Source organism: Streptomyces sp. NBC_01635, from assembly GCF_045209715.1.
Taxonomy (GTDB): domain Bacteria; phylum Actinomycetota; class Actinomycetes; order Streptomycetales; family Streptomycetaceae; genus Streptomyces; species Streptomyces hirsutus.
This window is the reverse complement of record NZ_CP109277.1, coordinates 6251306-6270658: the sequence shown is the minus strand read 5'-3', so window position 1 is coordinate 6270658 and position 19353 is coordinate 6251306. Positions and strand designations below refer to the sequence as shown.

At 70.9% G+C, this 19353-nt stretch carries 20 protein-coding genes; 11 read left to right on the top strand and 9 right to left on the bottom strand.

Annotated elements, in window-relative coordinates; all coding sequences use genetic code 11:
• The first annotated feature begins 206 nt into the window (after positions 1 to 206).
• The 3 genes from pta (at position 207) to pyk (ending at position 5072) form a co-directional block, all read left to right on the top strand.
• Positions 207 to 2315 (top strand): phosphate acetyltransferase, encoded by a 2109-nt coding sequence (gene pta / locus OHB56_RS29275; protein ID WP_406356523.1) that lies wholly within the window; start codon positions 207 to 209, stop codon positions 2313 to 2315.
• Complete coding sequence (locus tag OHB56_RS29270) at positions 2312 to 3571, top strand: acetate kinase (RefSeq protein WP_406356522.1); 1260 nt, start codon at positions 2312 to 2314, stop codon at positions 3569 to 3571. Before pta ends, OHB56_RS29270 begins: the two co-directional genes overlap by 4 nt.
• A gap of 73 nt (positions 3572 to 3644) precedes the next feature.
• Positions 3645 to 5072 (top strand): pyruvate kinase, encoded by a 1428-nt coding sequence (gene pyk, locus OHB56_RS29265; protein ID WP_326754827.1) that lies wholly within the window; start codon positions 3645 to 3647, stop codon positions 5070 to 5072.
• A gap of 122 nt (positions 5073 to 5194) precedes the next feature.
• Here pyk and OHB56_RS29260 read toward each other — a convergent pair whose 3' ends face one another.
• From OHB56_RS29260 to OHB56_RS29245, 4 genes are all read right to left on the bottom strand, one after another.
• A complete protein-coding gene (locus OHB56_RS29260; protein WP_406356520.1) occupies positions 5195 to 6562 on the bottom strand; it encodes a hypothetical protein in 1368 nt (455 codons plus the stop codon).
• Positions 6552 to 7148 carry a DUF6114 domain-containing protein gene (locus tag OHB56_RS29255; protein ID WP_326754825.1) on the bottom strand — a complete coding sequence of 199 codons (597 nt, stop codon included), beginning with the start codon at positions 7146 to 7148 and terminating at the stop codon, positions 6552 to 6554. Before OHB56_RS29255 ends, OHB56_RS29260 begins: the two co-directional genes overlap by 11 nt.
• Before the next feature lie 189 nt (positions 7149 to 7337).
• On the bottom strand, positions 7338 to 7985 hold the full coding sequence (locus OHB56_RS29250) for a DUF6230 family protein (RefSeq protein WP_326754824.1): 648 nt from the start codon (positions 7983 to 7985) through the stop codon (positions 7338 to 7340).
• A 645-nt stretch (positions 7986 to 8630) separates the two neighbouring features.
• Positions 8631 to 9611: a tetratricopeptide repeat protein gene (locus OHB56_RS29245; protein WP_406356517.1), complete on the bottom strand. Its 981-nt coding sequence runs from the start codon at positions 9609 to 9611 to the stop codon at positions 8631 to 8633.
• Positions 9612 to 9937: 326 nt separating this feature from the next.
• Here OHB56_RS29245 and OHB56_RS29240 point away from each other — a divergent pair, with 326 nt between their 5' ends.
• Positions 9938 to 10564 (top strand): TetR/AcrR family transcriptional regulator, encoded by a 627-nt coding sequence (locus tag OHB56_RS29240; protein WP_326754822.1) that lies wholly within the window; start codon positions 9938 to 9940, stop codon positions 10562 to 10564.
• Between the two features lie 115 nt (positions 10565 to 10679).
• On the opposite strand, the gene OHB56_RS29235 is transcribed toward OHB56_RS29240, so the two are convergent.
• The 3 genes from OHB56_RS29235 to OHB56_RS29225 all read right to left on the bottom strand — a co-directional run bounded on the left by OHB56_RS29235 (position 10680) and on the right by OHB56_RS29225 (position 13409).
• The gene (locus OHB56_RS29235) at positions 10680 to 12380 is read right to left on the bottom strand and encodes a methylmalonyl-CoA mutase (protein WP_406356515.1); all 1701 of its coding nucleotides are present in this window, start codon (positions 12378 to 12380) and stop codon (positions 10680 to 10682) included.
• A gap of 121 nt (positions 12381 to 12501) precedes the next feature.
• Positions 12502 to 12840, bottom strand: a complete 339-nt coding sequence (locus OHB56_RS29230) for a DUF3817 domain-containing protein (RefSeq protein WP_326754820.1) — start codon at positions 12838 to 12840, stop codon at positions 12502 to 12504.
• A 59-nt stretch (positions 12841 to 12899) separates the two neighbouring features.
• Complete coding sequence (locus tag OHB56_RS29225) at positions 12900 to 13409, bottom strand: MarR family transcriptional regulator (protein WP_326754819.1); 510 nt, start codon at positions 13407 to 13409, stop codon at positions 12900 to 12902.
• A gap of 162 nt (positions 13410 to 13571) precedes the next feature.
• On the opposite strand from OHB56_RS29225, the gene OHB56_RS29220 reads away from it, so the two are divergent.
• The 3 genes from OHB56_RS29220 to OHB56_RS29210 are packed head-to-tail and all read left to right on the top strand — an operon-like array spanning position 13572 to position 15645.
• On the top strand, positions 13572 to 14312 hold the full coding sequence (locus OHB56_RS29220; protein ID WP_406356513.1) for a hypothetical protein: 741 nt from the start codon (positions 13572 to 13574) through the stop codon (positions 14310 to 14312).
• Positions 14309 to 14989: a DUF4166 domain-containing protein gene (locus OHB56_RS29215; protein WP_326754817.1), complete on the top strand. Its 681-nt coding sequence runs from the start codon at positions 14309 to 14311 to the stop codon at positions 14987 to 14989. Before OHB56_RS29220 ends, OHB56_RS29215 begins: the two co-directional genes overlap by 4 nt.
• Positions 14986 to 15645 (top strand): TetR/AcrR family transcriptional regulator, encoded by a 660-nt coding sequence (locus OHB56_RS29210; RefSeq protein WP_326754816.1) that lies wholly within the window; start codon positions 14986 to 14988, stop codon positions 15643 to 15645. Before OHB56_RS29215 ends, OHB56_RS29210 begins: the two co-directional genes overlap by 4 nt.
• Before the next feature lie 40 nt (positions 15646 to 15685).
• Here OHB56_RS29210 and OHB56_RS29205 read toward each other — a convergent pair whose 3' ends face one another.
• Positions 15686 to 15997: an MTH1187 family thiamine-binding protein gene (locus OHB56_RS29205; protein WP_326754815.1), complete on the bottom strand. Its 312-nt coding sequence runs from the start codon at positions 15995 to 15997 to the stop codon at positions 15686 to 15688.
• A complete protein-coding gene (locus OHB56_RS29200) occupies positions 15994 to 16341 on the bottom strand; it encodes a DUF3817 domain-containing protein (protein ID WP_055593951.1) in 348 nt (115 codons plus the stop codon). Before OHB56_RS29200 ends, OHB56_RS29205 begins: the two co-directional genes overlap by 4 nt.
• Positions 16342 to 16641: 300 nt before the next feature.
• Here OHB56_RS29200 and OHB56_RS29195 point away from each other — a divergent pair, with 300 nt between their 5' ends.
• The 4 genes from OHB56_RS29195 (at position 16642) to OHB56_RS29180 (ending at position 19313) form a co-directional block, all read left to right on the top strand.
• Positions 16642 to 17274 carry an AIM24 family protein gene (locus OHB56_RS29195; RefSeq protein ID WP_381174079.1) on the top strand — a complete coding sequence of 211 codons (633 nt, stop codon included), beginning with the start codon at positions 16642 to 16644 and terminating at the stop codon, positions 17272 to 17274.
• A 1-nt stretch (position 17275) separates the two neighbouring features.
• The gene (locus tag OHB56_RS29190; protein ID WP_326754814.1) at positions 17276 to 17926 is read left to right on the top strand and encodes an AIM24 family protein; all 651 of its coding nucleotides are present in this window, start codon (positions 17276 to 17278) and stop codon (positions 17924 to 17926) included.
• Positions 17923 to 18735 (top strand): AIM24 family protein, encoded by an 813-nt coding sequence (locus tag OHB56_RS29185; RefSeq protein WP_406356510.1) that lies wholly within the window; start codon positions 17923 to 17925, stop codon positions 18733 to 18735. Before OHB56_RS29190 ends, OHB56_RS29185 begins: the two co-directional genes overlap by 4 nt.
• A 101-nt stretch (positions 18736 to 18836) precedes the next feature.
• A complete protein-coding gene (locus OHB56_RS29180) occupies positions 18837 to 19313 on the top strand; it encodes a MarR family winged helix-turn-helix transcriptional regulator (RefSeq protein WP_055593947.1) in 477 nt (158 codons plus the stop codon).
• Positions 19314 to 19353: the final 40 nt, after the last annotated feature.

Below are 19353 nucleotides of genomic sequence, written 5' to 3'. Positions count from 1 at the left end.
ACCCCCGCCACCCCGGCCCCGTCCCGTCCCGCCGCGCGTCCCGGCCTCGCGCCCGGCCCCTCGGGCGGGCACTCCCACCAGCGCCGGAGGTACTGTCGAGAAGGATCCGCCCGCCCGGCGGGCGGATGTCGGCCGGCGCCGGGAGGGCCCCGGTCCGCAGGGCCCGAAGCACCGCGAGACCCCGACGAAGACGAAACGGAGCACGCGTGACCCGCAGTGTGTACGTCACCGGCATCGACCGTGGCGACGGCCGCCAGGTCGTCGAACTGGGAGTGATGGAACTCCTGACCCGGCAGGTCGACCGGGTGGGCGTCTTCCGGCCCCTGGTGCACGACGGCCCGGACCGCCTCTTCGAGCTGCTGCGCGCCCGCTACCGGCTCACCCAGGACCCGGCGACCGTCTACGGCATGGACTACCAGAAGGCGTCCGCCCTCCAGGCCGAACGCGGCCCCGACGAACTGGTGTCGACGCTGGTGGACCGGTTCCACCTGGTCGCCCGCGAGTACGACGTCGTCCTCGTCCTCGGCACCGACTACGCCGACACCCAGTTCCCGGACGAGCTGTCCCTGAACGCCCGCCTGGCCAACGAGTTCGGCGCCTCGGTGATCCCGGTCGTGGGCGGCCGCAGGCAGACCTCCGAGTCGGTGCGCGACGAGACCCGCAACGCCTACCGCGCCTACCACAACCGGGGGTGCGACGTGCTGGCCATGGTGGTCAACCGGGTCGCCCGCGAGGACCGCGACGAGATCGCCGAACGGCTCGCCTCCCGGCTGCCCGTGCCCTGCTACGTCGTCCCCGACGAACCCGCGCTCGCCGCCCCCACCGTGGCCCAGATCGCCCACACCCTCGGCGCGAAGGTGGTGCTCGGCGACGACTCCGGACTGGCCCGCGACGCCCTGGACTTCGTCTTCGGCGGCGCCATGCTGCCCAACCTCCTCGCCGCCCTGACCCCCGGCTGCCTGGTCGTCACCCCGGGCGACCGCGCCGACCTGGTCGTCGGCACACTGGCCGCGCACAGCGCCGGCACCCCGCCGATAGCCGGCGTGCTGCTCACCCTGGACGAGGTGCCCGGCGACCGCATCCTCACCCTCGCCGCCCGGCTCGCTCCCGGCACCCCCGTGCTGTCGGTGCCCGGCAACAGCTTCCCCACCGCCGAGCAGCTGTTCTCCCTGGAGGGGAAGCTGAACGCGGCCACCCCGCGCAAGGCGGAGACCGCGCTGGGCCTCTTCGAGCGGTACGCCGACACCGCCGAACTCACCCGACGGGTCTCCGCGCCCAGCAGCGACCGGGTGACGCCGATGATGTTCGAGCACAAGCTGCTCGAACAGGCCCGTTCCGACCTCAGGCGGGTCGTCCTGCCCGAGGGCGACGAGGAGCGGGTGCTGCGCGCGGCCGAGGTGCTGATGCGCCGGGGCGTGTGCGCCCTCACCCTGCTCGGGCCCGTCGACCGCATCCGCAAGAAGGCCGCCGACCTCGGTATCGACCTCGGCGACACCCAGCTGATCGACCCGGCCGAATCCGAGCTGCGGGACGCCTTCGCGGAGAAGTACGCCGCCCTGCGCGCACACCGGGGCGTCAGCGTCGAACTGGCCTACGACGTCGTCTCGGACGTGAACTACTTCGGCACGCTGATGGTGCAGGAGGGGCTGGCCGACGGCATGGTGTCCGGCTCGGCGCACTCCACGGCCGCGACCATCCGGCCGGCCTTCGAGATCATCAAGACCCGGGACGACGCCTCCATCGTCTCCTCGGTGTTCTTCATGTGCCTGGCCGACCGGGTCCTGGTCTACGGCGACTGCGCGGTCAACCCCGACCCGGACGCCGAGCAGCTCGCCGACATCGCCGTGCAGTCGGCGGTCACGGCCGCGCGGTTCGGCGTGGAGCCGCGGATCGCGATGCTGTCGTACTCGACGGGCACGTCCGGCTCCGGCGCCGATGTCGACAAGGTGCGCGAGGCGACCGAGCTGGTCCGCGCGCGCCGCCCGGACCTCAGGGTCGAGGGGCCGATCCAGTACGACGCGGCCGTGGAGCCGTCGGTCGCGGCGACCAAGCTGCCGGACTCCGAGGTCGCGGGTCAGGCGACCGTGCTGATCTTCCCCGACCTGAACACCGGCAACAACACCTACAAGGCCGTGCAGCGCTCGGCCGGCGCGGTCGCGGTCGGTCCGGTGCTCCAGGGTCTGCGCAAGCCGGTCAACGACCTGTCCCGGGGCGCCCTCGTCCAGGACATCGTGAACACCGTCGCCATCACGGCCATCCAGGCCCAGTCCCCCGCCCCGGCCCCGGCCCCGAGCGAGAAGGCAGCCACCCAGTGAGTGCCCACCCGTCACCCGCCACCGCCCTGCCCGACGAGTCGCGCTCGGCCCCTCCTTCTCGAGTCCTCGTCCTCAACTCCGGTTCCTCCTCGGTGAAGTACCAGCTGCTGGACATGAGCGACAGCAGCCGGCTCGCGTCCGGCCTGGTCGAGCGGATCGGCGAGCGGACCTCACTGGTCCGGCACACGCCGTCGGCGTCGGGCGAGCCCAGGGAGCGGACCGGACCGGTCGCGGACCACGAGGCCGCCCTGAAGGCGATGGCCGACGAGCTGGCCGCCGACGGCCTGGGGCTGGACTCCCCCGAGCTGGCCGCGATCGGGCACCGGGTGGTGCACGGCGGGATGCACTTCACCGAGCCGACCGTCATCGACGAGGCGGTCCTCGCCGAGATCGAGCGGCTCATCCCGGTCGCCCCGCTGCACAACCCGGCCAACCTGACGGGCATCCGCACCGCGATGGCGCTGCGCCCGGACCTGCCGCAGGTCGCCGTCTTCGACACCTCCTTCCACACCACGATGCCGGAGTCGGCCGCCCGCTACGCGATCGACGTGCGGACCGCCGACGAGCACCGGGTCCGCCGCTACGGCTTCCACGGCACCTCGCACGCGTACGTGTCCCGTCAGACGGCCCGGCTGCTCGGGAAGGCGCCCGAGGACGTGAACGTCATCGTGCTGCACCTGGGCAACGGGGCGTCGGCCTCGGCGGTGCGGGGCGGAAGGTGCGTGGACACCTCGATGGGGCTGACGCCCTTGGAAGGGCTCGTGATGGGTACCCGGTCGGGAGACGTGGACCCCGCCGTCATCTTCCATTTGACGCGCGTTGGCGGAATGTCCGTCGACGAGATCGACACTCTTCTCAACAAGAAGAGCGGTCTGGTCGGCCTGTGCGGTGACAACGACATGCGCGAGATCCGCCGCCGGGTCGACGCGGGCGACGAAGAGGCGAAGCTCGCGTTCGACATCTACATTCACCGTCTGAAGAAGTACATCGGCGCCTATTACGCCGTTCTCGGCCGGGTGGACGCGGTGGCGTTCACCGCCGGGGTCGGCGAGAACGCCGCACCGGTGCGGGAGGCGGCCGTGGCGGGCCTGGCGGGGCTGGGCCTGGAGGTCGACGCCGAGCGCAACGGCGCGCGCGGCGCCGGACCGCGGCTGGTCTCGCCCGAGGGTGCGCGGGTCGCGGTCGCCGTGGTACCGACGGACGAGGAAATGGAGATTGCCACACAGACCTATGCACTGGTCGGAAAGCGCAATTGAGCAGCCGCTTCCTCATATGTACCTTCCGCCAGACGGAATATTCCGGAGCGAAACAAACCGATAGGATCGCCCCATGCGCCGTTCCAAAATCGTCTGTACTCTCGGCCCCGCGGTCGACTCCCACGAGCAGCTCGTCGCCCTGATCGAAGCCGGCATGAACGTGGCCCGCTTCAACTTCAGCCACGGCTCGCACGCCGAGCACCAGGGCCGGTACGACAGGGTCCGTGCCGCCGCCAAGGAGACGGGCAGGGCCATCGGCGTCCTCGCCGACCTCCAGGGCCCGAAGATCCGACTGGAGACCTTCGCCGAGGGTCCCGTCGAGCTGGTGCGCGGTGACGAGTTCACCATCACCACCGAGGACGTCCCGGGCGACCGGACGATCTGCGGGACGACCTACAAGGGCCTGCCCGGTGACGTCTCCCGCGGCGACCAGGTCCTGATCAACGACGGCAACGTCGAGCTGAAGGTGCTGGACGTCGAGGGCTGCCGGGTCAGGACGATCGTCATCGAGGGCGGCGTCATCTCCGACCACAAGGGCATCAACCTGCCCGGCACGGCCGTGAACGTGCCCGCGCTGTCCGAGAAGGACATCGAGGACCTGCGGTTCGCGCTGCGCATGGGCTGCGACATGGTCGCCCTGTCCTTCGTCCGGGACGCCAAGGACGTCGCCGACGTCCACCGCGTGATGGACGAGGAGGGCCGCCGGGTGCCCGTCATCGCCAAGGTGGAGAAGCCGCAGGCGGTGGAGAACATGGAGGACGTCGTGATGGCGTTCGACGGCGTGATGGTCGCCCGCGGCGACCTCGCCGTCGAGTACCCGCTCGAGAAGGTCCCGATGGTGCAGAAGCGCCTGATCGAGCTCTGCCGGCGCAACGCGAAGCCGGTGATCGTGGCGACCCAGATGATGGAGTCGATGATCACCAACTCCCGTCCGACCCGCGCCGAGGCCTCCGACGTGGCCAACGCGATCCTGGACGGCGCGGACGCGGTCATGCTGTCGGCCGAGTCGAGCGTGGGCGCGTACCCGATCGAGACCGTGCGGACGATGTCGAAGATCGTCCAGGCGGCCGAGCAGGAGCTGCTGTCCAAGGGCCTGCAGCCGCTGGTGCCCGGCAAGAAGCCGCGCACGCAGGGCGGTTCGGTGGCCCGTGCCGCCGCCGAGATCGCCGACTTCCTCGGCGGCAAGGGCCTGGTGGCCTTCACCCAGTCCGGCGACACCGCCCGCCGGCTGTCCCGCTACCGCGCCATCCAGCCGATCCTGGCGTTCACCACGGACGAATACACCCGCAACCAGCTCACGCTCAGCTGGGGCGTGGAGCCGCACGTCGTGCCGTTCGTGAACAGCACGGACGAGATGGTCGACCTGGTCCAGCAGGAGCTGGTCCGGCTGCACCGCTTCGACGAGGGCGACATCGTCGTGATCACCGCCGGTTCGCCTCCCGGCGTCCCCGGCACCACCAACATGGTCCGCGTCCACCACATGGGCGGCCCCACCGGCTGACCCGGACCGCGCGTGCACGGACGCCGAGGGCGCCCCTGGGAGAACAGGGGGCGCCCTCGGTGTTTTCCGCGGCTCACGGAACGGATGTGACGGGTGCTCGGCCGGATGTCCCGGCCGAGCACTCAGTCGATGTACTGGCGCAGCCCGGGTATGTGCAGCGTTCCACCGAACTGGCCGGCCTGCTGGACCGTCACATCCGTGAAATGGATCAGGGGGATGTTGAGCGGCGGCGGGTTCTCCGGGTCGAAGGTGACCGGTATCAGCCCGAGCAGCTTGCCCGAGATGCTCTCCGTGTACATCACGGTGTCGCCGTCGCGGATGGTGGACGTCGACCCCTTGGCCGCCTGCACGTGGTGGGTCCTGCCGGACTGCTTGTCCTCGACCGTCTGGTGCAGGTCGCCGATGTCGGTGCCGTGGGAGACGACGTACTTCAGGACCTTCTTGGTCTTGCCGCTCGCGGTCCGCACCTCGACGATGCCCTGGTAGTCGGCGCCCTTCAGCGTCAGCGAGCTGGCGTTCAGGAACCACGGGTCCTCGGGCAGCAGGATCTCGTTGTCGACCCCGCCCTCGGCGTCGGTGGCGACCGGGCAGTCGTCGACGTCGGTCGTGGCGCTCGCGGACGGGCTCGGCGAGGCGGTGGCCTCCGGGGTCGCGGTGGCCTCGTCGGCCTCCGCGACGGGCTCCTCCGCCTGCCCGGCTGCCTCGTCCACGGTCCCGGCGGGCTCCTCGGCAGCGCCCTCGGCGGCTTCGGCGTTCTTCCCTGTGGTCTCCTCCGCCGTGCCCGCCTCGCCCTCGGCGGAACTGCCCGCGGCGGACGCGGAGGCCGACGGGGTGGGGCTCGCGGCCGCCTCGTCGGTCTTCTTGTCCTTCGGGGTGAAGAGGTCGGTGAGGGCGTCGCCGACCTTCTCCAGCGCGTTGCGGTCGGTCTCCGAGGGAGACGGCTCGGGCTCCTCGGCCCCGTCGTCGCCGGAGGCTTCGGAGGTGGCGGGCCCGGCCTCGCCCTTGCCGTCCTCGTCGTCGGAACCTGAATCCGGCGAAGAGGAAGAGTTCTTGGAGGAGGTGTTCTCGTCCGTGCCCTTGCCCGCGCCCGTACCGGAGTCCTCGGCCGCGTCGCCGCCGGCGGAGGCCGAGGGGCCCGGTTCCGTGGCGGGAGCCTCCTCGTCCGAGGAAGCCGTGTCGCTCGCCGACGCGGACGGACCGGCCGAGGAGGACGCGTTCTCCTCGGTGTCCTCCAGCACTGCCACGCAGTCCTTGTACTCGTCGGCGGTCAGGCTCCTGGACTTCGGCTGCTCGTCGGCCTGGGCCAGCGTCGGCGTGAACCCCATGCCCATCAGGACCGCGGTCGGCATCGCCGCGAGGGCGATCGCCTTCCCGGCCGGCATGTGGAACCTGGTGAACAGCGGCTTCCGGGGGGCCGCGTGGCGCGGCCCTCTCCTGTCCGGGGTCAGGGCCGCGGCGGCGCTCCGGTCCCGCGTCTCGTCAGCCGACACGGTGGCCCCTGTCACGGTCCTCGATCCGGGCGTCGTCCGCCTCCCCGAGGTCGCCGGCCTCGTACGGAGGGTGCTGCCGCCCCGCCTCGCCCGCGGTGCCCTCGGGCGTGCCCCGGGGAACGTCCTTGCGAGCACCGTTGCCGGACGGCCCGCCGAAGAACTTCCAGCGCCCGCCCGGCTCGGTCTGCGGCTTGTCCGGCACCCAGGCGAGGGACAGCGCACCGCCGATCATCGCGAGCAGGTAGCCGACGACGAAGCCACCTATGTTGGAGACCACGAGGGACACCAGGGCCAGAAGGATCGACGCCACACCGGCGAAGATCCGGGTGGCCTGCTGGAACCACATGGTCAGACCCAGCGTGATCAGCAGGACACCGATGATCAGAGAGCCCGCGCCGGCGGTCGTCGCCATGGCGATCGACATGTGGCCCAGCTGCAGCGTGGCGTAGGGGAAGTAGGCGATGGGCACCCCTCCGAGCAGGGTGAAAAAGCCCGCCCAGAACGGCCGGTGGCCCCGCCAGTCACGGAATCGCAGACGCAGCCGGGTGAACGTCCCGGCGCTCTGGACCGGAGTCTCGGCACTCATGGAATACAGCTCCCTGGTCCGGTGAAGTTACATACCGGCTCGGCCTGGGGGTGGAGAAGCCGGAAGGTCTGAGTCTGTGCAAACACCCGGGTACGAAGCACCGGGCTGGGTGTGCGGGGCGGAGAAGCGAAGCTTCTCCGCCCCACTCGGCCGCTCAGCCGGCCGAGGACGCCTCCGGAGCGGAGACCGTCAGTAGCACTCCATCTTGGAGTCCGTGCCCAGACGCATCTTCAGACCGCTGAGCTTGAACGTCCCGGCCGTGGTCGCCCACGCCGTCTGCTTGACGTTGGTGAGGTCGGCCTTCTCCGCCTGCTGGGCGAAGCCGCCCGGCAGTACGCTCTCGCCCTGCTTCACCGCGGGTCCGCGGGTCTTGTCCTTGACCGCAACACCGATGTCGATGTTGGTGAAGGTCGCGTCGGCCTCGAGCTGAGCGACGTCGATGTAGAGGTTCTTGGCCTCGACCTTGTTCTTCTCGTTCGGACCCGCGTCCAGACGAAGGTAGATCGTCCCTATGCCGGGAATCTTCGTCTTGACGGACTGGCACATCTTGGTGATCTCGGCACGGTCGAACGACGAGATCGCCACCGGGTGCTGGGTCTTCTCCTTCTCGTCACCCGCGGTCGACGAGTAACCGGTGTCGATACCGCCGTACTGGGCAAAACCCCAGCCCTCGAGGCGATCAGCCGTCACCTTGAAATCCTGGCCGGAGACGCTGAACGACGCCGCGAGGGCACCCTGCGCCAGGCCGATGCCCACCGCGGCCGTGGCGACCACGCTGGGCACCATGACCACGGCGAACCGCTTCCATCTCGTCCCGCCACGCACCTGGGACTCCATATTTCCTCCGTCTCGGACGTACATCTCCTGCTCCGACGCACCGCCGGTCGGCGGACGGCCGGGCAGGGATGGGAGAAGCACCACGTCCTCGGGAAGGAGAGCGCCGCGCTCGGCAGCGCACGAAGCGCCCGAATCGCCGGCGATCACCCCCGAGCGACAACCACTGGTCGCGCCTGACACACATCACGCACAACCTGCCGGACAGGCTTCGCCGGACGGGCGAAGACCCCCCTGTCCAAGAACCGGCTCCACTGCCACCGGTTCTGCTCGGTGGGGACCCAGGAGCGCCCGCGTCCCGACCGGATGTCGGGTACGGGCAAGGGACCGAGCGTCGCCGATCGTGGTGCATTCTCGCCGCCCGCACAAGGGGCTTCATTACTTGCCAGTAACGACCGGATGACCGAGGGGCGACCCGCCGGTACCGGACGGCGACCCTGGGTGCCCTGGAGGGGGTCCGCAAAGCAGTTGATCGGTGGACAGAATCCGACAGACCAACGCGGGTGACTTACTCGCAGTAACAGCGGCCGCGATTGCCAAGTTTTAGCAAAGCGCGGCCGCATCGGCCTCCGTCGGCCATTCCTTCACCGGGGCATCACTCGTCCGGAAACCGCCCTTCGGCGACCGGAAACCAGGTGCCCGCCCCGTTCAGAACAGGGCGCGCGCCAGCGCCCGGCGCGCGGCGACGACCCGCGGGTCGTCGGCCCCGACCACCTCGAACAGCTCCAGCAGCCGCACCCGTACGGCATCGCGGTCGTCGCCCGCCGTACGCCCCACCGTCTCGATGAGCCGGCCGAAGGCGTCCTCGACATGACCGCCCACCAGGTCCAGGTCGGCGGCGGTGATCTGCGCCCCGACGTCCTTGGGGTTTCCGGCGGCGTTCGCACGCACCTGCTGCGGGTCCAGGCCCTGCACCCGGTGGAGCAGTTCGGCCTGGGCGAGGCCCAGCTGGGCCTCCGGGTTGCCCGGGTCGTCGGTGAGCACGTTCTTGTAGGCCTGGATCGCGCCGCCCAGGTCACCGGCGTCCAGCGCCTGCACCGCGGCCTCGAGCAGGGCGTCGTACGGGCCGACGGGCTCCTCGGCCTCCGGCACGGCACCGCCGCCCTCGGGCGCGGCGTCGGGGTCGACGGTGAGTCCGGTCAGACCGAAACGTTCCTCGGCGACCTGCACCAGCTGGTCCAGGGTCTGGCGGATCTGCGCCTCGCCCGCGGCGCCCTGGAAGAGCGGCAGCGCCTGTCCGGCCACCACCGCGAAGACCGCCGGGATCCCCTGGATCCCGAACTGCTGCATCAGCATCTGGTTGGCGTCGACGTCGATCTTGGCGAGGAGGAAGCGCCCGTTGTACTCGACGGCGAGCCGCTCCAGGACGGGGCTCAACTGCTTGCAGGGCTCGCACCACTCGGCCCAGAAGTCGATGACGACCGGGACCTCGGCGGACCGCTGCAGAACGTCGCTCTCGAAGCCGGCTTCGTCGACGTCGATGACGAGGTCGGCCGGGGAGACGGCGCCCCCGCCACCCTGCCGGACCGCTTCCGCGCGGGCCTGCTCCGCCTTCGTCTTGGCCTCTTGGGCCGCCTTCACCGCGGCGAGGTCGACGACTCCGCTCATGGACATGTTCCGTGGCTGCATGCGTCTATCCTCCCCCGTACCCCGCGTGTCTGTGAAAAGCGCCCGAAAACCCGGATGTCCGGGTGTTGTTGGTCGCCGTACTGTAGGGCGTCGGGTCCCCACCCCACGCCGGTGGTCGTCGCTCGAGCGCGCCGGCCTCCGAGTGACCCCACGCTTTCGCTACGAGCCGTAGCGTAATACGGGGCGGGGTGTACGGGGCGGCCCGCCCCGGTGATCTCCCTCACGGGCACCCGGGCGGACACGGGCGCACGGGCGGGCACGGGTACGCGGCACTGCACGGGCGCGCGGTCACGGGGGCGCGCAGGAAGGCCGGTTATGGTCGTGCGATGCAGAGCCGCACGCCCGCCAGCCGCACCGGACGCCCGCGCAGTGCCGCCGCCGACGCCGCGATCCTGGCCGCGACGCGGGAGGCGCTGGTCGAGCTGGGGTGGTCCAAGCTCACTCTGGGCGACGTCGCGAGCCGCGCGGGGGTCGCCAAGACGACCCTCTACCGGCGCTGGGCGGGCAAGAACGAACTGGTCGTGGACGCGGTCGCCGAGCTCTTCGACGAACTCGAACTCCCCGACCGCGGCAGCCTCGCCGCGGACGTCGAGGGCGTGGTCCTGCAGTTCGCGGCGCTGCTGTCCCGCCCGGAGGCCAGAAGCGGGCTGATGGCGGTGGTCGCGGAGTCCACCCTCGACGAGGCGCTGCGCGAACGCATCCGCGTCTCGATCGTCGAGCGGCAGAAGCGCCTGGTCCACACCGGCCGGGCGCGCGCCCAGCACCGGGGCGAGCTGCCGCCCGAGCCGGATCCGGACGAGGCGGCCCGCACCGTGGGCCTGATCTTCGACATGGTGGCCGGTGCGGTGGTGCACCGCACGCTGGTCAGCGGAGAGCCGGTGGACGAGGAGTGGCTGCACGGTTTCACCCGGGTCCTGCTGTCGGGCCTCGTCACGGCCGGCACCGGCCCGTAGCGGGAGACGCCCCGCCACCGGGCCGGGTCCGTGCGCCGTCCGGCCCCCCGTCCGGCCGGCCCGCCGTCCCGCCGTCCGGCCGTCCCGCCGGCCACCCGTCCGTTCGGTCGTCCGGTCAGAAGCCCGGGGGCTCCGTGTACACCCCCCACTCGTCCCGCAGCGCGTCGCAGATCTCGCCCAGGGTGGCCTCGGCGCGCACGGCCTCCAGCATCGGCCCGATCATGTTGGCGCCGGAGCGGGCCGCGTCGAGCATGTCGGTCAGGGCCGTGCGCACCGCCGTGTCGTCGCGGGCGGCCTTGCGCTCGCCGAGGGTGCGCACCTGCTCGCGTTCCACCTCGTGGCTGACCCGCAGGATCTCCAGGTCGCCGGTGACCGAGCCGGTGTGGACGTTGACGCCGACGACCTTCTTGTCGTCCTTCTCCAGGGACTGCTGGTAGCGGAACGCCGCCTCGGCGATCTCGCCGGTGAACCAGCCGTCCTCGATGCCGCGCAGGATCCCGGAGGTGATGGGGCCGATCGGGTGCTGCCCGTCGGGGTGGGCGCGCAGGCCCCGCTCCTTGATCTGCTCGAAGATCCTCTCCGCGTCCGCCTCGATCCGGTCCGTCAGCTGTTCGACGAACCAGGAACCGCCGAGCGGGTCGGCCACGTTGGCGACGCCGGTCTCCTCCATGAGCACCTGCTGGGTGCGCAGGGCGATCTCGGCGGCCTGCTCGCTGGGCAGCGCGAGCGTCTCGTCCAGGGCGTTGGTGTGCAGGGAGTTGGTCCCGCCGAGCACGGCGGCGAGCGCCTCGACGGCGGTGCGCACGACGTTGTTGTACGGCTGCTGGGCGGTCAGCGAGACGCCCGCGGTCTGGGTGTGGAACCGCAGCCACTGCGCTTTCTCGCTCCTGGCGCCGTACACGTCCCGCATCCAGCGGGCCCAGATGCGGCGCGCGGCGCGGAACTTGGCGATCTCCTCGAAGAAGTCGAGGTGGGCGTCGAAGAAGAAGGACAGGCCGGGGGCGAACACGTCCACGTCGAGTCCGCGGCTGAGCCCCAGTTCCACGTACCCGAAGCCGTCCGCGAGCGTGTACGCCAGCTCCTGGGCGGCCGTCGACCCGGCCTCGCGGATGTGGTAGCCGGAGACGGAGAGCGGCTTGTAGGCGGGGATGCCGGCCGCGCAGTGCTCCATCAGGTCGCCGATGAGGCGCAGATGCGGCTCGGGCTGGAAGAGCCACTCCTTCTGGGCGATGTACTCCTTGAAGATGTCCGTCTGCAGCGTGCCGTTGAGCACGGCGGGGTCCACGCCCTGGCGCTCGGCGGCGACGAGGTACATGCAGAAGACGGGCACGGCCGGCCCGCTGATCGTCATCGAGGTCGTCACGTCCCCGAGCGGGATGTCCTTGAACAGAACCTCCATGTCGGCGGCCGAGTCGATGGCCACCCCGCAGTGCCCGACCTCGCCCAGGGAGCGCGGGTCGTCGGAGTCGCGTCCCATGAGCGTGGGCATGTCGAAGGCGACGGACAGTCCGCCGCCGCCGTTGCCCAGGATCATCTTGTAGCGCTCGTTGGTCTGCTCGGCGTTCCCGAACCCGGCGAACTGCCGGATCGTCCAGGTACGCCCCCGGTAGCCGGTCGGGTACAGGCCGCGGGTGAAGGGGTACTCCCCCGGCCAGCCGATCCGCTCGAACCCCTCGTAGGCGTCGCCGGGCCGGGGCCCGTACACCGGCTCCACGGGGTCGCCGGAGAGCGTGGTGAAGTCTGCGTCGCGCTTGCGCGCGGCGTCGTACCGGGCCTGCCAGCGACGGCGGCCCTCCTCGATGGCGTCAGCGTCCATACCCTCGAATTTACTTGGACGTCCTAGTAAATGTCGATGGGTGGCCGCCGCACGCTGCTCCGTACAGCGGGAGGGCCCGGCGATGACGCGGGGCCGTGGGCCCCGCGGTGACACCCGGTGGTTACGCCCCGGCGGTCGCGGGCGCGTCGGCGGCGACCGCCGACTCCAGCTCGCGGGAGATCCTGCGCTCGACGAAGAACGCGGCCGTCGGGACGGTTCCGGCCAGCAGCACCCAGATCTGCTTCTTGACCGGCCACTTCAACTTGGAGCCGAGGTCGAAGGCGAAAATCAGGTACAGGACGTACAGCCAGCCGTGGGCGATGCTGACGACCTGCGTGAAGTCGGCCGCGCCGCCCATGTCGAGCAGGTACTTGCCGACCATTCCGAAGGTCAGCAGAACCAGCAGGACACCAGTGACGTAGGCCATGACCCGGTAGCGGGTCAGCACGCTTCGCTTCATGAAGCCGAGCGTAACGGTCCCTTCCGGCGGCTCCCGGCCCGACCCCCCAGTGCCGTTGGTCACCCTTCTTCGAAGTCCCCGGCGGCGAGGCGCAGCGGCCGGAGCATCGCGAACAGTTCGGTGCACTCCGCGGCGTCGTAGGCGCCGAGGCCGAAGTCCATCGCCATCAGGTCGCGGGTGGCCGCCTCGACGACCTCGCGGCCCTTCTCGGTGATGCTCGCGAGGGTGCCGCGGCCGTCGTTGGGGTTGGGGCGCTTGCCGACCAGGCCCGAGCGCACCAGCCGGTCCACGGTGTTCGTCACGGACGTGGGGTGCACCATGAGCCGCTCGCCGATCTTGGACATCGGCAGCTCGCCGGACTTCGAGAAGGTCAGCAGCACCAGCGCCTCGTACCGCGCGAAGGTGAGCCCGTACGGCTTGACGACCGCATCGACCTCGGCCAGCAGGATCTGGTGGGCGCGCATGACCGAGGTGATCGCGGCCATGGACGGCACGCTCCCCCAGCGCTGCTTCCAGAGTTCGTCGGCGCGGGCGATGGGATCGAACGAGAGACTGAGCGGCTTCGGCACGCAGCAGACCCTACCGGCCGGTCACATGCCGGTCAGCTCCGTCTCGCCCTTCGATCGGGGCCCGCACGCCACCCCACCGTTGAGCGTTCGCTCAAAACGACGTACGCTCCCCGTCGCAGCGTTTGAGCATTCGCTCAAACACGCTGCTGACAGGGGGTCGACATGAGGCTGTACATAGAGACGCGGGTCCGCGCGGATCTCGACGAGCTGTGGACGCGCACCCAGGACCCGGCCGAGCACCGGCGCTGGGACCTGCGCTTCACCGAGATCCGTCACCTCCCGCACACCGGGAGCGGGTCCCGGCGCTTCCGCTACGCCACGCGCGTGCTGCCGTTCCTCACCCTCGCCGGCACCGGTGTCTCGGCCGGTGAGAAGGAGCGCCCGGACGGCACCCGCACCTCCGCGCTCCGCTTCTCCTGCCCGCACCCGCTCTCCCTGCTCGCGGACGGCAGCGGCTATTGGCGTTATGTCCCCGACGGGGACGGAGTGCGTTTCCTGACCGGGTACGACTACCGGCCCCGCTGGGGCGCCGTCGGCGTGCTCGCGGACCGGCTGGTGCTGCGGCCCCTGATGGGCTGGGCGACGGCCTGGTCCTTCGACCGGCTGCGGATCTGGCTGGAGCACGGTGTCACCCCCGAGCGCGCCCGCCGCAACTGGCTGACGGGTCTGACGCTCCGGGCGGCGGTGATCACCGCCGCCGGCACCGTCCTCGCCCTGAGGCCGGTCGCCCTGCTCGGCTCCGCGGGAGCCTTCCTGTCCCCACTGCTCCTCATGGCGGCGATCGCCGCCGCGCTCCTCGTCCCGCCGCCGGCCCGCACCCCGGCCGCCCGCCGCTGTCTGCGCACCCCGCCGGACCCGGTCCGGCCGCCGCGGCTGCTGCGCACCCTGGAGACCCCGCGATGACCTCGATCTTCCGCACCGTGATGGGCGCCGACTTCGACCGCCTCCACCCCGAGCTGCGACGCCGCTTCTCCGTCGGCCTGACGAGCGGCGAGGCCTGTACGGGCCACGGCGTGATGGACCGCGTCTGGCACGGCGGCGCCTTCGTGAAGCCGTTCCTGGCGCTCGGCGCGACCCGGCACATCCTGGTCCCCCGGCAGGGCCGGCACGTCCCCTTCACCATCGAGAACGTGCCGTACACCGACGGCTTCGGCCGTGAGACGGTGACCTTCGTGCGTACCTTCCGGCTGCCCGGCCGCCCCCGCCGCTTCGACGCCCAGATGGTGCTGGGCCCCCGGGGCGACCGCATCGTCGACTACCTCGGCACCCACCAGCACCTCGCCACCGACCTCCGCTTCCGCGCGGAACCCGATGGCTCCCTGCTGATCCGCTCGGGCGAGCACCGCTTCCGGGAGGGGCCGGTGGACGTGCGCGTGCCCGAGCTCGTCGGTGCGCGGGCCGAGGTGCGCGAGTCCTACGACGAACGCGCCGGCCGCTTCCGGATCCGGGTCGACGTCACCCACCGCCACTTCGGGCCGCTCTTCGGCTACGCGGGTTCCTTCACCGCCGTCTACAGCGACGTCCGCGCGTGCGGGGTGCGCCCCGGTCTGCGCCCGGTCCGTGAGGAGCCGCGCGCGTGAGCCGTGCCGACGGCGGCCGAACCGCCGACAGCACCAGGACGAAGCTGCTGGAGGGCGCCCTGCGCACGCTCGCCGAACAGGGCATCGCCAAGGCCTCGGCACGGGCGATCGCGACGACGGCCGGGGTCAACCAGGCGCTGGTCTTCTACCATTTCGGCTCGGTGGACGAACTGCTCTCCGCCGCCTGCCGCCACGGGGCCGAACAGCGGGTCGCCCGCTACCGCGCCCGCCTCGCGGAGGTCGGCTCCCTCACGGAACTCCTCGCCTTCGGGCGGGAGATGCACGACGAGGAGCGCGCCGCGGGCCAGGTGGCCCTGCTCGGGCAGCTGCTGGCCGGCGCACAGACCCACGACAGCCTGAAGGCGGCGACGTCGGCGGGGCTCGAGCTGTGGATCGTGGAGATCGAGAAGGTCCTCGAACGGGTGCTGCCCGGAACCCCGTTCGGCGAGTTCACCGACTCCGGCGGACTCGCCCGCGCGGTGGCGGCGTCCTTCGTGGGCCTCGAACTGTACGAGGGGGTGGATCCGGCGGGGGCGGGCGCGGCGCTGGACGCCCTGGAGCAGCTCGGGATCCTCGTCGCCGCCCTGGACGGTCTCGGCCCGGTCGCCCACCGCGCGGTACGCCATCACCTGCGCCGCACGGCCGGGCGCGGGTGAGGCGCGGGGCGCCGCTGACGCCCCGCGCCCCCTCGCCGTACTACGCGCTCTCGTCCGCGCCCCCGCCCAGGTGCCGCTCGACGGTGTCGACCTTGGAGGTGAGTCCGTCCTCGACCCCGGGCCGGATGTCCGCCTTGAGGACCAGGGAGACCCGCGGGGCCCGCGCCTCGACCGCCGCCACGGCGCGCTTCACGACGTCCATCACCTCGTCCCAGTCGCCCTCGACCGAGGTGAACATGGCGTCGGTGCGGTTCGGCAGCCCGGACTCGCGGACCACCCGCACGGCGTCGGCGACGTACTCCCCCACGTCCTCACCGACACCGAGCGGCGTCACGGAGAAGGCGACGATCACGCGCCCACGACCCCTTCTTCCTTGCGGGCACGGGACGCGATCACCGCGTCCTCGGTCTCCCGCTTGAGCCGGCGCTCGGCGAAGAAGCCGCCGGTGGGCAGGACCGACATCAGGAAGTAGAAGGCGGCGGTCTTCAGCGGCCACTTGGCGCGGTTCCACGCGTCGGCCCAGAAGAGCACGTACACGACGAAGAGGAATCCGTGGATCGCGCCCAGCGCCGGAACGGCGTTGAACTCCGTGGTCCGCTTCAGGACCGAGGCCACGAGCAGCAGCAGGAACGAGATCGCCTCGGGGCCCGATACCAGGCGGAGGCGGCGGAGGGCACTGGCGGTCTTGAGGTCCACGGATCACCTTCGGGGGGAGAGACAGCGGTGTCTACGAGTCGTACCGGACCCGGGGGCCCGGTGTCCTGCGCCTGACGCTTTGTGAACGCACGCACAAGCGTTCACCCATTGTGGCAAACGGCATCCGCGATCACCGGAGGGGGTCCGGGTCCGACACGGCCGTCCGTCCACTCGCACGCGCGCACGCCCGCACCGCCCTCCCCCGTCGGCGGCGCGGCCCCTAGGGGGATCGTCAGGGGGATCTCCCCCGACAGGACCTGTTCCGGGGGCGGGGCTCCGGTTAACGTCACACACGTGGCGATGTTCCGACTCCAGAGCAGCAAGGTGCTCGCCGTCGAGATGACCGGGGACGCCGTGAAGGCGAAGAACGGCTCGATGGTCGCGTACGACGGCGACATGGCGTTCAAGAAGCTCAGCGGCGGCGGGGACGGCATCCGGGGGATGGTGACCCGGCGGCTGACCGGTGAGCAGATGACGGTGATGGAGGTGAAGGGGCGCGGGGTCTGCTGGTTCGCGGACCGGGCCTCCGAGATCAATCTGGTGGGCCTTCAGGGGGACACCCTCTACGTGGAGTCGAGCAACCTGCTGGCGACCGACGGCGGCCTGCGCACGGGAACCGGGTTCACCGGCCTGCGCGGCGCCTCGCAGGGCAACGGGCTGTTCACGACCACCGTCGAGGGCCACGGCCAGGCGGCGATCATGTCGGACGGTCCCGCGGTGGTCCTCCGGGTCGCCCCGCAGTACCCGCTGACCGTCGACCCCGGCGCCTATGTGGCCCACCAGGGGAGACTTCGCCAGTCCCTCCAGTCCGGGGTGACGTTCCGCACACTGCTCGGAGAGGGCGGCGGCGAGGCGTTCCAGATGCGGTTCGAGGGCGACGGGCTGGTGTACGTCCAGCCCAGCGAGCGGAACACGATCGCGGGAGACGTCTGACATGCCCTTCCAGGAGATCAACTCGAAGGTCGTCGAGGCGACCGTGGTGCCCGGTCAGCGGCTGTTCAGCCAGCGCGGCGCGATGCTCGCCTACCGGGGCGAGGTCGGCTTCACCCCCAGCACGACGGGCGGCCAGGGCGGGCTCCGGTCGATGATCGGCCGGCGGGTGGCGGGCGAGGACACGCCCCTGATGACCGTCGAGGGCGACGGCACGGTCCTGTTCGGGCACGGCGGCCACCACATCCAGGTGATCGACCTCTCCGGGGACACCCTGTACGTCGAGGCGGACCGCCTGCTGGCGTTCGAGGGCACGCTGGAGCAGGGCACGATGTTCCTGGGCTCGCAGGGCGGGGTGATGGGCATGGTCCGGGGCCAGGTCTCCGGGCAGGGCCTGTTCACCACCACGCTCAAGGGGCACGGCTCCGTGGCGGTCATGGCGCACGGGGGCGTGATCGAGATCCCGATCACCCCGCAGCGCCCGATCCACGTCGACCCGCAGGCCTACGTCGCCCATCACGGCGACGTCCGCAACAAGCTGTCCACCGCGCTCGGCTGGCGGGACATGGTGGGGCGCGGCTCCGGCGAGGCGTTCCAGCTGGAGCTCAGCGGCAGCGGCGCGGTGTTCGTCCAGGCGTCGGAGGAGAAGCTTTGAGCCCCTACGGAACCCCGGGCGCCGGTCCGCAGCCCGGTGTCACGGTCTTCGACCCGACGACCCTGCCGTCCGACGACAACGTCGATCACTACACCTTCTGCGTGGAGCTCGCCGGGAGCCGGTGGTTCCTGCAGAAGGGGAAGATGATCGCCTACTACGGCACGATCGAGTTCAACGGCGTCGGGCACGGCCGACTCGACCGACTTGTCCGTACGTCGTTCCATTCGCCTCTGCACGCGAGCGACTGGGTCGTGGCGGAGGGCTCGGGCAAGATGCTCCTCGCCGACCGGGCGTTCGATGTGAATGCGTATGACCTCGAGGACGGCAACCTGACCATTCGCTCGGGCAATCTGCTCGCTTTTCAGCCAAGTCTGTCGCTGAAGCAGTCGATCGTGCCGGATTTCCTGACCCTCATCGGAACCGGAAAGTTCGTGGCCGCCTCGAACGGCCCTGTGGTGTTCATGGAACCCCCGCTCCGGGTGGACCCGCAGGCGCTGGTCGGGTGGGCGGACTGCCCCTCCCCGTGCCACCACTACGACCACGGGTACATGACCGGCGTCATGGGCGGTCTACGTGCGCTGACGGGCCTCGGCGGGGTCTCCGGCGAAGAGCACCAGTTCGAGTTCGTCGGGGCCGGCACCGTACTGCTGCAGTCGTCCGAGTCGCTGATGCCGGAGCAGGCCACGGGGGCCACTCCGCAGCAGGCGGGAGTGCCCGGCGGCGGAGGGTCCGGAGCACCCGGGCAGGGCACGGGGGCACCGCGCCTTCCCGGACAGCTGGGCGACCTCCAGCGTCGCTTCGGGCTGTGAGCGGTAGTCTGCGGAGTGTGACATCGAACGCGTGCACGCCGTCACCGTCACAGAGAACCCTTCACTAGTTCGCCTTTCAACTTTTTAGGTAGACTTCATTCATGGAGACCGAGACGGCCACGCGCTGGCTGACCAATGCGGAGCAGTGCGCCTGGCGCACCCACCTGGAGGTCAACAGGCTGTTGACGTACCAGCTCGAGAAGGATCTGCAGCCCTTCGGCCTGACAATGAACGACTACGAGATCCTGGTGAACCTCTCCGAGTCGGAGGACCGCCGGATGCGGATGAGCGACCTCGCCGCCGCCACCCTCCAGTCCAAGAGCCGCCTCTCGCACCAGGTCACCCGTTTGGAGAACGCGGACCTGGTCCGGCGGAAGAACTGCGAGTCCGACCGGCGCGGCCTCTTCGCCGTGCTCACCGACCACGGCATGGAGACCATGCAGAAGGTCTCGCCCCATCACGTGGCGTCGGTGCGCCGGCACTTCATCGACCTGCTCTCCCCCGAGACCCTCGGCGAGCTGGACAAGGCCCTGAAGCCCATCGCGGAACACCTGCGCGGAGAACGCGGGCGTTTCTGACCCGGTGCCCCCGCTCCGGCCCCGCCCCTGAGGGACGGGA

What these genes read in the sequence shown, in the direction of transcription:
- pyk (WP_326754827.1), top strand. Translation starts at nt 3,645, where the DNA reads ATGCGCCGTTCCAAAATCGTCTGTACTCTCGGCCCCGCGGTCGACTCC.
- OHB56_RS29255 (WP_326754825.1), bottom strand. Translation starts at nt 7,148, where the DNA reads ATGAGTGCCGAGACTCCGGTCCAGAGCGCCGGGACGTTCACCCGGCTG.
- OHB56_RS29250 (WP_326754824.1), bottom strand. Translation starts at nt 7,985, where the DNA reads ATGGAGTCCCAGGTGCGTGGCGGGACGAGATGGAAGCGGTTCGCCGTG.
- OHB56_RS29245 (WP_406356517.1), bottom strand. Translation starts at nt 9,611, where the DNA reads ATGCAGCCACGGAACATGTCCATGAGCGGAGTCGTCGACCTCGCCGCG.
- OHB56_RS29240 (WP_326754822.1), top strand. Translation starts at nt 9,938, where the DNA reads ATGCAGAGCCGCACGCCCGCCAGCCGCACCGGACGCCCGCGCAGTGCC.
- OHB56_RS29235 (WP_406356515.1), bottom strand. Translation starts at nt 12,380, where the DNA reads ATGGACGCTGACGCCATCGAGGAGGGCCGCCGTCGCTGGCAGGCCCGG.
- OHB56_RS29230 (WP_326754820.1), bottom strand. Translation starts at nt 12,840, where the DNA reads ATGAAGCGAAGCGTGCTGACCCGCTACCGGGTCATGGCCTACGTCACT.
- OHB56_RS29220 (WP_406356513.1), top strand. Translation starts at nt 13,572, where the DNA reads ATGAGGCTGTACATAGAGACGCGGGTCCGCGCGGATCTCGACGAGCTG.
- OHB56_RS29215 (WP_326754817.1), top strand. Translation starts at nt 14,309, where the DNA reads ATGACCTCGATCTTCCGCACCGTGATGGGCGCCGACTTCGACCGCCTC.
- OHB56_RS29195 (WP_381174079.1), top strand. Translation starts at nt 16,642, where the DNA reads ATGTTCCGACTCCAGAGCAGCAAGGTGCTCGCCGTCGAGATGACCGGG.
- OHB56_RS29190 (WP_326754814.1), top strand. Translation starts at nt 17,276, where the DNA reads ATGCCCTTCCAGGAGATCAACTCGAAGGTCGTCGAGGCGACCGTGGTG.
- OHB56_RS29180 (WP_055593947.1), top strand. Translation starts at nt 18,837, where the DNA reads ATGGAGACCGAGACGGCCACGCGCTGGCTGACCAATGCGGAGCAGTGC.